This is a genomic window from Pandoraea iniqua, assembly GCF_902459685.1.
GTDB classification, from domain to species: Bacteria; Pseudomonadota; Gammaproteobacteria; order Burkholderiales; family Burkholderiaceae; genus Pandoraea; species Pandoraea iniqua.
In genome coordinates this window covers 947626-962700 of sequence record NZ_CABPSF010000002.1, presented here as the reverse complement: position 1 = coordinate 962700, position 15075 = coordinate 947626, and the positions used below count along the sequence as shown (strand labels likewise).

At 65.4% G+C, this 15075-nt stretch carries 11 protein-coding genes; 2 read left to right on the top strand and 9 right to left on the bottom strand.

Annotated features, from left to right (window positions below):
• Positions 1 to 13 precede the first annotated feature (13 nt).
• From pyrG to PIN31009_RS10055, 6 genes are all read right to left on the bottom strand, one after another.
• Positions 14 to 1672: a CTP synthase gene (pyrG, locus tag PIN31009_RS10080; protein WP_150684060.1), complete on the bottom strand. Its 1659-nt coding sequence runs from the start codon at positions 1670 to 1672 to the stop codon at positions 14 to 16.
• A gap of 123 nt (positions 1673 to 1795) precedes the next feature.
• A complete protein-coding gene (locus PIN31009_RS10075) occupies positions 1796 to 2626 on the bottom strand; it encodes an alpha/beta fold hydrolase (protein WP_150684059.1) in 831 nt (276 codons plus the stop codon).
• A gap of 123 nt (positions 2627 to 2749) precedes the next feature.
• The gene (locus PIN31009_RS10070) at positions 2750 to 5587 is read right to left on the bottom strand and encodes a DNA internalization-related competence protein ComEC/Rec2 (protein ID WP_150790128.1); all 2838 of its coding nucleotides are present in this window, start codon (positions 5585 to 5587) and stop codon (positions 2750 to 2752) included.
• A gap of 44 nt (positions 5588 to 5631) precedes the next feature.
• Positions 5632 to 6498 (bottom strand): TatD family hydrolase, encoded by an 867-nt coding sequence (locus PIN31009_RS10065; protein ID WP_150790127.1) that lies wholly within the window; start codon positions 6496 to 6498, stop codon positions 5632 to 5634.
• Positions 6499 to 6693: 195 nt separating this feature from the next.
• Positions 6694 to 7425 carry a lipoprotein-releasing ABC transporter ATP-binding protein LolD gene (lolD, locus tag PIN31009_RS10060; protein WP_246185588.1) on the bottom strand — a complete coding sequence of 244 codons (732 nt, stop codon included), beginning with the start codon at positions 7423 to 7425 and terminating at the stop codon, positions 6694 to 6696.
• Positions 7418 to 8671 carry a lipoprotein-releasing ABC transporter permease subunit gene (locus PIN31009_RS10055; RefSeq protein WP_150684056.1) on the bottom strand — a complete coding sequence of 418 codons (1254 nt, stop codon included), beginning with the start codon at positions 8669 to 8671 and terminating at the stop codon, positions 7418 to 7420. The genes lolD and PIN31009_RS10055 overlap by 8 nt, the downstream gene beginning before the upstream one ends.
• Positions 8672 to 8887: 216 nt before the next feature.
• On the opposite strand from PIN31009_RS10055, the gene PIN31009_RS10050 reads away from it, so the two are divergent.
• Entirely contained in the window at positions 8888 to 9967 is a 1080-nt protein-coding gene (locus PIN31009_RS10050; protein ID WP_150790126.1) for a regulator, read from the top strand.
• Entirely contained in the window at positions 9964 to 11661 is a 1698-nt protein-coding gene (recJ, locus tag PIN31009_RS10045; RefSeq protein ID WP_150790125.1) for a single-stranded-DNA-specific exonuclease RecJ, read from the top strand. Before PIN31009_RS10050 ends, recJ begins: the two co-directional genes overlap by 4 nt.
• Positions 11662 to 11702: 41 nt before the next feature.
• Here recJ and PIN31009_RS10040 read toward each other — a convergent pair whose 3' ends face one another.
• Genes PIN31009_RS10040 through PIN31009_RS10030 form a run of 3 tightly spaced genes read right to left on the bottom strand, consistent with a single transcriptional unit; the run spans position 11703 to position 15056 of the window.
• The gene (locus PIN31009_RS10040) at positions 11703 to 12203 is read right to left on the bottom strand and encodes a cupin domain-containing protein (protein WP_150790124.1); all 501 of its coding nucleotides are present in this window, start codon (positions 12201 to 12203) and stop codon (positions 11703 to 11705) included.
• Positions 12193 to 12840 carry a hypothetical protein gene (locus PIN31009_RS10035; RefSeq protein ID WP_150790123.1) on the bottom strand — a complete coding sequence of 216 codons (648 nt, stop codon included), beginning with the start codon at positions 12838 to 12840 and terminating at the stop codon, positions 12193 to 12195. Before PIN31009_RS10035 ends, PIN31009_RS10040 begins: the two co-directional genes overlap by 11 nt.
• Positions 12841 to 12860: 20 nt before the next feature.
• Positions 12861 to 15056 carry a TonB-dependent siderophore receptor gene (locus PIN31009_RS10030; protein ID WP_246185587.1) on the bottom strand — a complete coding sequence of 732 codons (2196 nt, stop codon included), beginning with the start codon at positions 15054 to 15056 and terminating at the stop codon, positions 12861 to 12863.
• Positions 15057 to 15075: the final 19 nt, after the last annotated feature.

The window sequence follows — 15075 nt, the reverse complement described above, 5'->3', positions numbered from 1 at the left end:
CAGCAGCTCAGCCTCAGGCCGCTTTCTTGCGCGACTGCTGACCTGCCAGCGCCGCCTCGACATACGCCTTGAACAGCGGATGGCCGTCACGCGGCGTCGAGGTGAACTCCGGGTGGAACTGCACGCCCACGAACCACGGGTGCACCTGCTGCGGCAATTCCATCATTTCCGGCAGGTTTTCCGTCGGCGTGCGTGCCGAGATCACCAGACCGGCGGCTTCGAGCTGCGGCACATAGTGATTGTTGACTTCGTAACGGTGACGGTGACGTTCGTTGACCGTATCGCCATAGATGCGCGAGGCCAGCGTTTCGGTCTTGACCGGCACACGTTGCGAACCGAGGCGCATCGTGCCGCCCAGATCCGAATCTTCCGTACGTTGCTCGATCTTGCCGTCGCGATCCTGCCACTCGGTGATGAGCGCCACGACCGGGTGCGGCGACGACGGGTCGAATTCCGTGCTGTTGGCACCGCCGAGCTTGGCGACGTCACGCGCGAATTCGATCACGGCGAGCTGCATACCGAGGCAGATGCCCAGATACGGCACGCGGTTCTCGCGGGCGAAGCGAATCGCCTTGATCTTGCCTTCGGTACCACGACGGCCGAAACCGCCCGGCACGAGGATGGCGTCCAGATGCTTGAGCGCATCGGTGCCGTCCTTCTCGATCTGTTCCGAATCGATGTACTCGATGTTCACGCGCGTTTCCGTGTGGATCGCGGCGTGACGCAGAGCTTCGATGAGCGACTTGTACGACTCGGTCAGATCGACGTACTTGCCGACCATGCCGATCGTCACTTCGTGCTTCGGGTTCTCGACGGCCTGCACCAGACGGGTCCACATGGACAGGTCGGCCGGCTTCACTTCGAGCTTGAGTTCGTCGCAGATGATCTTGTCCATGCCCTGATCGTGGAGCATCTGCGGAATCTTGTAGATCGTGTCGACGTCCCACACCGAAATCACGGCGTCCTGCGGGATGTTCGCGAACAGCGAAATCTTGGCGCACTCGTCTTCCGGAATCTGACGGTCGGCACGGCACAGCAACACGTTCGGCATGATGCCGATCTCGCGCAGCTTCTGCACGCTGTGTTGCGTCGGCTTCGTCTTGAGTTCGCCGGCCGTCGCGATGTACGGCACGAGCGTCAGGTGCACGAAGGCCACGCTGTTGCGGCCCAGTCGCAGGTTCATCTGACGTGCGGCTTCGAGGAACGGCAGCGACTCGATGTCACCGACCGTGCCGCCGATTTCGACGATGGCGACGTCCGGATGGCCGTCCCATGCCGAGCGCGCGCCGCGTTCGACGAACGCCTGAATCTCGTTGGTGATGTGCGGAATGACCTGAACGGTCTTGCCGAGGTACTCGCCACGGCGCTCCTTACGGATCACCGATTCGTAGATCTGGCCCGTCGTGAAGTTGTTCGCCTTGCGCATCTTGGCGCTGATGAAGCGCTCGTAATGGCCAAGATCGAGGTCGGTTTCTGCGCCGTCCTCGGTAACGAACACCTCACCGTGCTGAAACGGGCTCATCGTGCCCGGATCGACGTTGATGTAGGGGTCAAGCTTGAGGAGGGTGACTTTTAGGCCACGCGATTCGAGAATCGCGGCCAGAGATGCGGCAGCAATTCCCTTACCAAGAGAGGAAACCACGCCGCCCGTGACAAAAACGAATTTAGTCATCGCAGTAATTGCTCGCGGGAAAGCCGGATTATACCCGAAAGCAGGCCCGCCCTCGACGTGCCAAACGGCAAATATTGGCCTTGACAGGAGTCGCGTGCGCCGTTCCCAGCAAGGCTGACGCGCTCAGGCGGCGAGCGGCCGGCGATAACCACCGCGTAGTTCCGTGAGCATGTCGCGTACCGCGGCAGCCGTCTCGAGCGGGCGCTCCATCGGGAACAGGTGGGTGCCCTGCACGTAACGCAAATGCGTGCCGACGATTTGCCGCGTCGCGCGCATGCCGGCCTGACGCAGCTCGCGCGACTCGGTGCCCGCGAGAAAGCCCACCGGCACCGGCACCCCGCGCATCGCCCGCACGGCCAGCAGCGGCGGCAACGTCAGGTAAATGCGGTATTCGATCTCGCGCGCGAACGCCAGCCGCCGGGCTTCGCCCTCGCCGGTCGGCAGCGTGCCGCAGTCGATGTAGTCGCGCAGCACGTCCTGATCCCAACTGGCAAACACCGGCTTGCTCGCGAAATGCTGCCAAGCCGATTCCCAGTCAGGCCAGCGATCGCGGCGCTTTTTGGTCACCCCGGCAGGCGACATCCGTTCATAAAGCCCGGTCAGCATCCCGAGTCGCAGCATCTGCGTGCGCCAGCCCGGCGTGACGATCGGCGAATCGATCATGACCACGCCCCGCACACACTGTGGCGCCTTGAGCGCCGCCATCAGACTCAGGAATCCGCCGAGGGAATGACCGACGAGCCAGACCGGCTCGCCGTGATATTGACGCGTGAGCGTGTCGACCAGCTCGTTGCGCAGATAGCGCCATCCCGGCGTCACCGGATAACGCGGATCGTGGCCGATACGGTCGATCGCGCGCACGTCGTACTCGTCGGCCAGCGCGCCGAGCATCTTGCGGTACACACCGGCCGGAAAGCCGTTGCCGTGCGAAAAATGGATGATGTCTCTTGTCATGGAATGTTCTTGTCTTGGCGCGCGCCTGCCTTATGCAATCCAGCAACCCAGCAACTCAGCAACACACTCCGCCAGTGCACGTCGGCGCATTCAGCGCCGATTGGCCGCGCTCGCCGGACCATTCTAGCGAACCGTCTGCCCGCGACCGGTAGAGGTTTCCGTCGAATCGGACGGGCCGGCAACGGCCGGCGCCTCCAGCGTTTGCGCCGACCAATACCGCCGATGGGCGTCGCGGAAGGCCAAAACGTCGATCCCCCGGCGCGAAAACGAGAACCGCACCGCCCCATGCCTGACGCTTTGCCAAACGCTCGCCCCCACGTCGCGATAACGCCCGACGACCGCCGGGCGGGGGTGCCCGAAGCGGTTACGGTACCCCGCTTGAAACACGACGTGACGCGGCCCAACCGCCTTCACGAACGCCGGCGTCGATGACGTCAGACTGCCATGATGCGGCGCGAGCAGGACGTCGGCATGCAGCAAACGGCGCGGATACCGGGTCAGCAGACGTTGTTCCTGCGGCGCTTCGGCGTCGGCGGCGAGCAACGCGCTGTGACGTCCGTTGGCGATGTGGAGCACACAGCTGAGGCCGTTCGGGCCCAGTCGCCCTGCCCAACCGGCTCGCAGAGTGGCCGTGTCGGGATGCAGGAAGCGGAACGTCACGCCGTCCCATGTCCATTGCTGGCCTGACCGGCACGTACGATGCGACTGCGCCTCGCGCCGGACGGGATGCGAGCCCGGCAACGACGAGATCACCGGCGTCGACGGATACGCTTTGAGCACGCTACGCGCCCCGCCATAGTGGTCGTCGTGGGCGTGGCTCACGATGAGCCCGTCGAGTCGTGCAACACCCTGCGCGCGCAGATACGGCACCACGACGTACTGCCCCGCATCCGCGCGCGAGCCCAGCGGCGGACCGGTATCGAACAGCAGCGTGCGTGTCGCTGTCTCGACGAGGACAGCGTTGCCCTGCCCGATATCCAGCATCGTCACGCGAAAGTCGCCCGTGGCAGGCCGTTGTGGCGACGAAAGCAAGGCGGGCCACAGTAGCGCGAAACCGGTCAGCCGCAGCGTCAGCCACCTTGTCACCGTGCGGTGTACCCAGCCCGAAGCGGGCCAAAGGCACGCCGCCACGCCGATCACCGCCAGCGCAGTCGTCCAGACCGGGGCGATGCCGGGACGCCAGACCGCCCATGGCCATTGAGATAGCATCCGCAGCCACTCCGCCAGCCAAACGACGGTGCCATGGGCGATAGCAAGTGCCACCTGCGCCGCAGACGCCGGCAACAGCAAGCTCAGCAACGCCAGCGGCGTGACGATCAGCGTCATGACCGGTATGGCGACCGCATTGGCGAGAGGACCGAGCAAGGGCACCGTGCCGAACCACGCCAGCGTCAACGGCACCATGCCCAGCGTGATCGCGAGTTGCGCGCGAGCCGCCTGCCCGAGCCGCGTCCGAAACCCGTGTCGCCACCGCGTGAGTGCGCACTGCTCGAACCGGTCGACGATAGGATCTTCGGCGGAAGGCGATTGCCCCCGCCTGCCCCCTGCCGCGCGACGACGCTCGCTTGCCTTGCGACGGCGGCCGGCGAGCACCAGCACGGAGACGGCACCAAAAGACAACCACAAGCCGGGGCTGACGACCGACCACGGGTCCAACGCGACAATGACAGCGAGCGCCCACGCCAGCACGTACGACGGCGCCGCCATGCGTCCGGTGAGCAGCGCCAGAACCAGAATCGCCACCATACCGACGGCCCGACGCGCCGGCACGCCCCACCCGGCAATTGCGCCGTAGGTCACTGCCGCCATCAGCCCCGCGACAGCAGCCGCTTTGGGCGCAGGCCACCCTAGCGGCAGGCCCACATGCCAACCTGCGGGCAGGCCGAACGAGCGCCGCCATAAATAACCGGCCAGCGAAGCCAGCGCCCCGGCCACCAGAGACACGTGCAGCCCCGAAATCGCCAGCAGATGACTCACGCCCGTATCGGCGAATATCTGCCAATCGTCTGGCGCGATATCGCCTCGTTCGCCGAGTGCCAATGCCATCAGCACACCGCCGTAGCGAGCGCCGGGCGCCAACGCGGCACGAAAATCGTCGCGCAACCGTTCGCGCCACGCCGCCAGCCGGTAACCCGGCGCAGGGCCGGCATCGAGGCGACGCGCGGCAGGCACGTCGAGCTGTACCGCGTTCCCGACAGCATCGCGCCTTCCATCGGGGCGGCTTGCGTGACTACCGTTCGCTCGCACATAGCCGGTGGCTCGAATTCCTTGCGAAAACGCCGCGAACTCGGCATCGAAACCATGCCAGTTGGCGAAACCCCGAGGCACGCTGAGTCGCACCGGCAAATGCCATCGCTCGCCTGCCCTCGGGACACGGCGCAGGCTTCGGCCCGCTTGCCCCGGCCAGACAAGCTGAATACGGCGCGGCACCGCTGCCACGGGTGGCTTCGGCCCGGCATTGGGCGATTCAACACGCCCCAAGCGCTCCCGCAAATCACCCTTGCGCCGGTGCAGGTCGTCCGTCAACGACGCCGCGTCCACATCGAAGACAAAGCGCAGTCCATCACCGGCGCTGACCGGCAGCGAGGCGACGACGCCCGTCACGATGATGTCCCGGCCTTCCATCGCCACAGGTAAGGCGTCGGCCAATCGTTGACCAGCCCGATACGCGGCCCATGTGAAGCCCAGCACGGAGACCGATAGCGCCAAAGCAATCAAGACACAGGCCTGCTGCCAAGCGCACAGGGAAAGCGCGGGGCGTCCCACCGGAACGTCGCCGGTCGCCGCCCGGGATGCACTAAAGCACCTGCTATTCCACGTCACCCCCAACCAGCCCCCCACCGCCATCAGCCCACCACCCGCAATGAGGCAGGCCACGGCAAGCCATCGTGCCGACGGCAGCTCGGCCGACTGTTGCAGCCACCCAATACCCGCGACCCAAGCGAGCAGCACGGTTCTCATGACGTCACCGCGTCACGACAGCAGATCCTCACGACGACGACGCGTCAGTGCGAACCAGACTCGCTTGAAGAGGAAGGAGAAGAAAGGAAAGCGGCATCTACATCAGCCGGCGCCCCGGGCGCCATCGCCATGGCAGCCCGCAAGCGCGGCAGCACACGCCACGCGTTGGCACAGGTGGCCGCCGACAGCACCTCGGGCGTCACGCCGCGCAGCTCGGCGAGTACATTTGCGATGCGCGGCAGTTCGACCGGGCTGTTGCGCTGCTTGTAGCGCCATTCGGGGGCGATATCGGGAGCGTCGGTCTCGAGCACCAGCGCATCGAGCGACAGATCCACCGCCAGCCGCCGGATCTGCAACGCGCGGTCGAACGTCATCTGCCCGCCAAATCCCAGACAGAAACCGCGTTCGATGAACATATCCGCCTGTTGACGGCTGCCGTTGAACGCGTGCGCGATCCCGCCCCGTGGCGTGTAGATGCGCAACTGCTTGAGCAGCGCGTCTTGCGAGCGCCGCACATGCAAGATCACCGGCAAATCGAAATCGCGGGCGATCTTCAGTTGTTCAACGTAGAAGAACTGCTGCCGCACCGGATCGAGCGTCTTGACGAAGAAATCGAGGCCGATCTCGCCGATGCCGACGAAGCGCGGGTCGCTCATCGCCTGTTCGACTGCGCGACGCAACGTCGCAATATCCTCGTCTTTCGCCCGCGGCGTGTAGAGCGGGTGAATGCCGAGCGCGTAAGCGCCGCCCGGCATCGCACGCGCGGCGGCACGCGCCGCGTCGAACGTCGCACATTCGACAGCGGGCACGACGAGCCCGTGCACGCCGGCGGCTTGCGCGTCGGCAATGACAGTGTCGCGGTCGGTGTCGAACTCACCGGCGTCGAGATGGCAATGGGTATCGATCCACATGGTCAGGTGTCCTTGAGCGCTAATTCTACGGGGCGATGACAAGGCTCGCATGCCCGGCGTTTCGTGACCATCGGACAACGCCGTGTCTGCCTCTCGGAATCTGCCGAATTCTCAGCGCAAAAAGCAAAACGCCGGGATCGTCCCGGCGTTCTGTGTCTCGCTTCGTACTAACGGCAGTTCATCAAGCCATCCGGCTCACGCCGCTTCCAGCACCCCGTCGCGAAGCCGCAGTGCGCGGTCGCAGCGCCGGGCCAGATCGATATCGTGGGTCACGATCACGAAGCTGGTCTTGAGCGTTTCCGACAGCTCCAGCATCAGCGAAAACACACTCTCGGCGGTATGTCCGTCGAGATTGCCGGTCGGCTCATCGGCAAGCACACACGCCGGTTGCGTCACCAGCGCGCGCGCCATGGCCACGCGCTGGCGCTCGCCGCCCGACAGTTCGCCCGGACGATGCTTCACGCGTGAGCCCAGCCCCACGCGCTCCAGTATCTTCATGGCGACTTCGCGCGCCTGCTCGGTCGGCATCCGGCGAATACGCAGCGGCATCGCCACGTTATCGAGCGCCGTGAACTCGGCCAGCAGATGGTGGAACTGGTACACGAACCCGAGCGATTGATTGCGCTGGTTGGTCTTCTCGCGCTCGCCGAGCGTCGAAAACGGCTTGCCGAGCAGCGAGACTTCACCGCGCGACGGGTCGTCCAGCCCGCCCAGCACATGCAGCAACGTGCTCTTGCCCGAGCCCGACGCCCCGACGATCGCCACCTTCTCACCGGCAGCCACATCGAGGCTGGCACCGGCTAGCACGGTCACGTTGAGTTCGCCCTGACGGAACGTTTTGTGCAGATCGCGGGCGCGCAGCACGGGGCCGTCATAAGCGAAATTCGACGCGGAATTCGGCGTGGTCGCCACGTTAGCTTTACTCATAGCGCAGGGCCTCCGCCGGTTTGACGCGCGAGGCACGCCAGCTCGGATAGATCGTCGCCAGTGCCGAGAGAATGAAGGAAATCACACCGATGCGGATCACGTCAGACGATTGCAGATCCGAAGGCAGTTCGTTGATGAAATAGATCGATTGCGGCAGGAAATGAATGCCCAGCATGCGCTCGATGAACGGCACGATGACGCCGATATTCAGCGAAATGAAGCAGCCCAGCGCAATCCCGAGCAGCGCGCCGATAAAGCCGATGGTCACGCCCTGCACGATGAAGATCTTCATGATCGAGCGAGGCTGCGCCCCCAGCGTGCGCAAGATCGCGATGTCCGCATATTTGTCGGTCACGGTCATCACCAGCGACGACACCAGATTGAACGCCGCCACCGCGATGATCAGCGTCAGAATGATGAACATCATCCGCTTCTCGGTCTGCACCGCGATGAACCAGTTCTTGTTCTGCTGCGTCCAGTCGCGCACCCACATGTTGCCCGTCAGCGACTTGGCGAGCTCGCGCGCCACGATCGGCGCCTGCTCCATGTCCTGAATCTTCAGCCGCACGCCGGTAGGCCCGTCGAGCCGGAACAGCGTTTCGGCGTCGTGCAGGTCGATCAGCGCCAGCGAACTGTCGTATTCGTAATGCCCGGCCGTGAAGATCGCCACCACGGTGAACTGCTTCACCCGTGGCAGCACCCCCGCCGGAGTAATCGTGCCCTGCGGAGCGACGAGCGTTATTTTGTCCCCGACGATCACCCCCAGACCGCGCGCCAGCTCACTGCCCAGTACGATGCCGAAGCTGCCGGGCGTCAGGTTTGCGAGCGTGCCGCCCGTGATCTGCTTGCCGAGATCGGACACCTTGGCTTCTTCGCTCGGCACGATGCCGCGCAGCACCACACCGCGCACGTTGTCGTCGCGTGTGAGCATGGCCTGCTCGCCCACGTACGGGGCGGCGGCAATCACGTTCTTGTTCTGCAATGCTTCGGTGGCCGTGCGCTGCCAGTCGGGCAGGTTGCCGTCGACCGCAAACACTTCGATGTGCGCCAGCACGGAGAGCATGCGGTCGCGCACTTCCTTCTGAAAGCCGTTCATCACGGAAAGCACCACAATAAGTGCCGCCACGCCCAGCGCAATGCCGGCCATGGAGATGAACGAAATGAAGGAGATGAAACCGTTGCCTGAGGATCGCTTGCCGGTGCGCGTGTAGCGCCAGCCGATCTGCCATTCGTATGGGAATTTCAAACGGATTCCTGATTCTTAATAAGGATCGATCGGAACGTGCTGTGCCGCGCGGGAGCGCATGGCAACGGCTTGTGGCGGCACCTCGCGCGACTGCCACCCCGGCCGTACCCGGCGCCGGGAGGGTGTTGCGGGCGTCGCAGCAGGCGGCACGTTCCGTACCTGACGTCAGGGTCACCCAACTGCCAGCGCGAAGTTTGCCATACAATTCGCCTCGACATGGATACACCTGCCCTGCACTTTCTTCTGCCGTTCGCGCTGCCCGCGTCGGCCCACTTGCCTGCATTGCTGGCTGGATTGGAGTTGCCTGCGCTCGAAAAGTTGCTCGCGCGCGGTGTCCAGTCGGCGCAGGACATTCCCGAAGACCCGTTTGTCCCCACGCTCCCGCACGAGCGCTGGCTGGCCGACGCCTTTGGCCTGCCCGGCGGACCCGCCCGGGCGCCGCTCGCGCCGTTCATGCTGTTTGAAGACAGCGGCTCGCTCGACACGCGCTTCTGGTACTGCGCCCAACCCGCGCACATCCACATTGCGACCGATCATCTCGTGCTGACCGACCCCGCCGAACTCGAACTGAGCAAGGAAGACTCGGCTGCACTCTTCGCCACCGCCCACGCCCTGCTGGCAGAAGAAGGCGGTGAGCTGATCGCCCCGCGCCCCGACCGCTGGTATCTGAGCGCACCGGTGCTTGGCGACCTGCTGACGGCCTCGCCCGCGCGCGCCGCCGGTCGCAACGTCGACATCTGGCTGCCGCAAGGCAAGGCCGAGCTGACGTGGCGCAAATGGCAGAACGAGGTACAGATGGCGTGGTACGGCCATCCGGCCAATCAGGCCCGCGAAGCCCGCCGTCTGCCGCCGGTCAACGCCATCTGGTTGTACGCCGGCGGTCAGCGCATTGCCGCCCCGCGCCTGAACCGGCCGTGCGTCACGGTGCTCGCCGACGCCCCTGCCACGCGCGGTCTCGCCCGTCATCTGCAAATTGCCCTGCACGACACCGCCGCCGGCATTGACGCCGCCAATGGCCGAACGCTCGTCCAGATCGATACCCTGACGTCCCATTTTCTGATGGAAGACTGGGCCCGCTGGCGCGACGCGCTCGTCGAAATCGACCGCCTCTGGCTGGCGCCCGCCCTCGAGCGGCTCGCCAAGGGCAATGCCCGCGAAGTGAGCCTCACGCTCTGCGGCGACAGCCACAGCGTGACGATCCTGTCGCGCAGCAGCGACCTGCGTAAGTTCTGGCGCCGCCAGCCGCTCGCCGCGCGCCTGCTGCCGCTCGCCCGCGTCGGCGAGGAGGTGGCATGACCGATATCGTCACCCGCATCGTCGACGACGGCATTGCCGACACGCTCGCTCGCGACGGCGTGCACCCCGTGCTGGCCCGCCTGTTTGCTTCGCGCGGCGTTGCCGCCAGCGAAGAAACCGAAACGGCGCTGGCGCGGCTCGTCCCGCCCACGCAACTCAAGGGCGCGCAGGACGCGGCCGTGTTTCTGGCCGACGCCATCGCGGCGGGCAAACAGATGCTCGTCGTGGCCGACTACGACTGCGATGGCGCCACCGCGTGCGCCGTGGCAGTACGTGGTCTGCGTATGTTCGGAGCGAAAGTCGACTACCTCGTGCCGAACCGGTTCGAGTACGGCTACGGCCTGACGCCGGAGATCGTGGCGCTTGCCGCACGCGGCAAGCTGGGGCCGCCGGATGTGCTGATCACCGTCGACAACGGTATCGCCAGCCTCGACGGCGTGGCCGCCGCGCAGGCGCTCGGTATCGAAGTGGTCGTCACCGACCACCACTTGCCCGGCAGCGAACTGCCGAATGCGCGCTGCATCGTCAATCCGAACCAGCCGGGCTGCGAATTCCCGAGCAAGAATCTGGCGGGTGTGGGGGTGATGTTCTACGTACTGCTCGCCCTGCGCGCCGAGTTGCGCCAGCGCGGCGCGTTCGACGCCCGTGAGCAACCGCGCCTCGACACCCTGCTCGATCTAGTGGCACTGGGCACCGTCGCCGACGTGGTCAAGCTCGACACCAACAACCGGATTCTGGTCGCGCAAGGCCTCTCGCGCATGCGCGCTGGGCGTATGCACCCCGGCATCAATGCGCTGTTCCGGGCGGCGGCTCGCAATGCGCGGCAGGCAGGCAGCTTCGATCTGGGCTTCGGTCTCGGTCCGCGTTTGAACGCGGCCGGCCGTCTGGCCGATATGTCGCTGGGAATCGAGTGTCTGCTGACCGACGACGACGCCCGCGCGTGGACTCTCGCCCAAGAACTCGACGCGATGAATCGCGAGCGGCGCGAGATCGAAGCCGGTATGCAGCAGGAAGCGCTGGCCGACCTTGCCCGCTTCGACCCGCGCGCGGCCACCACGTTGTGCGCGTTCAACGAGACGTGGCATCAGGGCGTGATCGGCATTGTCGCCGCACGTCTGAAAGAGAAGTTTTACCGCCCGACGATTGTGTTTGCGCCGGGCGACGATGGCCAGATCAAGGGCTCCGGCCGCTCGATTCCGGGCTTCCACCTGCGTGACGCGCTCGATCTCGTGACCAAGCGTGAACCCGGTCTGATCGGCAAGTTCGGCGGCCACGCCATGGCCGCCGGTCTGACGATTGCTGCGGACGATCTGACACGCTTTCAGGCCGCGTTCGAAGCGGTCGGTCAGGAATGGCTCGATGAGAAGACGTTATCGCGCGTGATCGAGACCGATGGCGATATCGGCGACGAGTGCTTCGTGCCGCCGTTCGTGGCGCTGCTCGATGCGCAGGTGTGGGGGCAAGGCTTTCCGCCGCCGGTGTTCTCGGGCGAATTCGAAGTGCTTTCGCAAGCGATCCTCAAAGACAAGCACCTGAAGCTGCAACTCGGCCGCGGCCGCATGCGCTTCAACGCCATCTGGTTCAATCATGCCGACACGCTGCCGAGCCGCGCACGATTTGCCTACCGGTTGGCGGCCGACACGTTCAACGGCGTGTCGCGCGTGCAGATGATCGTCGAGCACGCACAGGCGTGAATCGATAACGCGTGTCCGTGGGCGGTTCACGGACACGTGCATCATCCGAACGGCGCCGCTGCGCGCCGCGTGCGGCCGGTGGGCGTGACGAACGCCAGCACTGCCGGATCGAGCACCCGCACCCGGTGCCAGCAACGCGCGGGCACCACCGCCAGCCGGGGTCCGGCCAGTTCCAAGGTCCGGGTGACACCCGCCAGATCGACGTAATCGATCGCGAGCGTGCCGCGCGCCACCATCAGCAACTCATCGCCCGCTTCGTGACACTCCCAGACATCGGCATGCACCGAGGCATCGTCCGGCGCCTCGAACATGCCGATCATCCGGCGCGCCCCGCTGCGGGTGGCCAGCGTCGCCAGCATGCCGTCGTCGTAGAGCCCGACCAACGCGTCGCGCCCGGTGCCGCATGCCCACGGCAGACGCGCACCCAGCGCGCGTTCGCTATCGCTACTGGGCTCGCCTAGGTCGCCTAGGTCGCTTGGGTCACCCGAATCACGCTGGTTGCTTTCGTCATCGCCACCGTTATCGATGGCATCAGCGCCCATTCCCCGCCTCCCCGGAGGCCGCGCCGTTACCTGCGCTCGCGAACGACACCTTTGCCGATACGTGACGCGGCCCCATCACCCGCTGACCGGTCAACACGATCGTGCGCATCGCTTCGGCCCAGCCTTGCATCGACGACAACGCGACCTCGGCATGCACGACGCTCGTGCCGACCGAACTTGCGCGCTTCGGTGCCTTGCCCGCCGGCCAAGCGCGGCGCAGCTCGTCGTCGACCGGGGTGTCGTGAAAGCCACCGCTCATGGTGATGTCGAAGGCCAGCGTCGCGGGCTTCTCGCTACCCGCTTTGCCTGCCCCGCCAGTGCAATAAGCCATCCCGGACACACCAAAACGATGCTCGCCTTCCGAGACCAGCCCGGTCACCTGAAATGTGCGTTGACCGATCGCTGCGGCGCCGTCGCGCGGCGCCAGTACCAGCGCGATGGGCAACGGCCCTTCGCCTTCGAGTTGATAGGTGCCCTGCAACGTCGTCGTCATGACGGCAGACGTGCCACAGATCGATGCAGCTGGGGGCGCTTGCATCGCTGCGGTCTGCGCCACACCTGACATCGGCAGGCTCGCGCCGATGGCCAGCAGACAGGCGGCCAACATGGGGCGGATGAAATAGGTCGAGTGCTTCATGAATGCGTTCCTCGTGGGTGTCAGTAGTCGGTCCGCAACGTCAACATCACGCTGCGCGGGTTGCCGTAGTGGTTGTTCCAGCTCGCGTTTGACAGGCTCTGGTAGTAGCGGCGATCGAACACGTTGTTCAGATTGAGCGAGGCCGAGATGTGCTTGTTGTAGCGATACCCCGCCCGCAGATTGAGCGTCGCGTAGCCGCCCTGACGCAGCACGATGCCGTTGGAAGTGGCCGACGTCTCGCTCTGCACGTCAACACCGCCGCCCACGCTCCAGCGCCGCCCGTCGAACGGCAACTGGTAGTTGGTCCACACGCGCAGCAGATGGCGCGGCGCGAAATCTGCAAACGATTGCCCCTGCATCGTGGCATCGCTGAGGTACTTCGTCGTGTTGAAGGTGTAGCCGGCGAACACGTTCCACGCGTCGGTGATCTGCCCGCTGGCCTGCATTTCCACCCCCTGACTCTGCACTTCGCCCGACGCGATGTAGCGGCACGTCGTGCCCACACACGGCACGCTCGGGTCGGTCTGCGCGCGGTTCTTCTGACGAATGCGGAACACGGCGAGCGACACATCGAGCGCCCCGTCGAACAACTGCCCCTTCACGCCCGCCTCATAGCTCGCGCCGGTAATCGGCTTGAGCAGGCTGTTGCTTGCATCGAGGACGGTCTGCGGCTGGAAAATGTCGGCGTAGCTCGCGTAGAGCGACCACTTGTCGTTCAGATCGAAGACCAGCCCGCCGTACGGCGTGGCCCTCGCGCCGGTGCGATAACTGCTCGCAGGCGCGTGCTGATCCCACCACGAGACGCGTGCGCCGAGCACCAGCGTGAGCGGCTGGGCAAGGCGGATGCGTCCCATCGCGTAGGCACCGTTCTGCACGGTGCGCGTCGGTGTCACGCTCGAGAACGGGGTCGTGCCGGGCTCCCCAATCGAATTCGGATCCCATCGGTAGATGTCGACAGGCTTGCCGTTGATCGACGGCACCAGTGCCGCGCTACGCTGCTGCGTGGTCGCTTCCAGCCGTTGCAGGCCGAACAGCAGGTGGTGTTCGCGGCCGAACAACTTCACCGGGCCATCGATCTGCAAATCCACGCCGGTCTGCGTGTTGTCGAAACGATAAGCCGCGCCGGTCAGTTGGCTGCCCGCACCCGTCGCCGGATTGATCGCGCCAAACGCGACGCCGTATTTCAGGTCGCCGCCGGCGTCGAGATAGTTCGCCGAGAGCTTGGCGGCCCAGCCGTTGCCGAGCTGCTGTTCGAGCGTGCCGAAGACGCGCGTTTCGGTCCAGTCGAAGGTGTCCCACGACGAGCCGAGGAAGATCGAACGCGGCAGGTTAAGATCGCCGCCCTTCGTCGAGAACGGCACGCCTGCGAGATTTGGCGTCGAGGTAGTGCGCTGGTGCTGCACGCCAACGCGCAATAACGTAGAGGACGTCAGGTCGGCTTCTGCCACGCCGTACACGGTGGTGGCGTGCTGTTTGCCGAAGTCGTAATACATGCGCTGCCGGTCGTCCGACACGGCCACGCGTGCACGCAACGAACCGCTGGCGTTGAGCGGGCCGCCGATGTCGGCTTCTTCGCGATATCGGTCCCAACTGCCTAGCGTGACCGCCGCCGATGCTGCAAACGTCTTGCCCGGCAGTTTGTGCACGAGGTTGATCAGCCCGCCCGGGTTGCCGGTGCCGTGGAAGAGGCCCGTCGAGCCGCGAATGATTTCGACACGCTCGTAAGGCGTCATGTCCTGCGGGCCGGCGGCCGTGTTGGCCATGAGCACCGGTACGCCGTCTTGCTCGAAAGCGTCGAGCTTGAAACCGCGCGAGTAGAACGCGGTGGTCAGCAGCACATAGGGCTGCACGGTAATGCCGGGCACCTGTTGCAGCACATCCTCAATGCTGTGCGCCCCCTGCTGCTCCATGAGCTTTTGGTCGACGACGGTCACGGTTTGCGGCAGGTCACGCACGGACGGCGCGAGCTTACCGAGCACCGAGCCCTGCGCCGTTGTATCGCGCGTGGCGGAGGCACTGACATGGGTCGTCGGCAGCGCGGCCGTGTCAGTGCCGGTACTGGTGCCAGTGCTGGTGCCAGACGCGGCCTCCTGCCCCAGCGCAGGCATAGTCCCTGCGCCCATTACAACGGCCAGCGCCGCCATCGCGACGGCACGCCACACCCCGGGCGCCACCGTCGGCATTGCTTTGAAACCACTTGGAATATTCGAAGACATCAGCAGCACACCAACGAGA

Bases quoted from the DNA above. Each gene is read 5' to 3' on its own strand.
- pyrG (WP_150684060.1), bottom strand. From the start codon at position 1,672: ATGACTAAATTCGTTTTTGTCACGGGCGGCGTGGTTTCCTCTCTTGGT.
- PIN31009_RS10075 (WP_150684059.1), bottom strand. From the start codon at position 2,626: ATGACAAGAGACATCATCCATTTTTCGCACGGCAACGGCTTTCCGGCC.
- PIN31009_RS10070 (WP_150790128.1), bottom strand. From the start codon at position 5,587: ATGAGAACCGTGCTGCTCGCTTGGGTCGCGGGTATTGGGTGGCTGCAA.
- PIN31009_RS10065 (WP_150790127.1), bottom strand. From the start codon at position 6,498: ATGTGGATCGATACCCATTGCCATCTCGACGCCGGTGAGTTCGACACC.
- lolD (WP_246185588.1), bottom strand. From the start codon at position 7,425: ATGAGTAAAGCTAACGTGGCGACCACGCCGAATTCCGCGTCGAATTTC.
- PIN31009_RS10050 (WP_150790126.1), top strand. From the start codon at position 8,888: ATGGATACACCTGCCCTGCACTTTCTTCTGCCGTTCGCGCTGCCCGCG.
- recJ (WP_150790125.1), top strand. From the start codon at position 9,964: ATGACCGATATCGTCACCCGCATCGTCGACGACGGCATTGCCGACACG.
- PIN31009_RS10040 (WP_150790124.1), bottom strand. From the start codon at position 12,203: ATGGGCGCTGATGCCATCGATAACGGTGGCGATGACGAAAGCAACCAG.
- PIN31009_RS10035 (WP_150790123.1), bottom strand. From the start codon at position 12,840: ATGAAGCACTCGACCTATTTCATCCGCCCCATGTTGGCCGCCTGTCTG.
- PIN31009_RS10030 (WP_246185587.1), bottom strand. From the start codon at position 15,056: ATGTCTTCGAATATTCCAAGTGGTTTCAAAGCAATGCCGACGGTGGCG.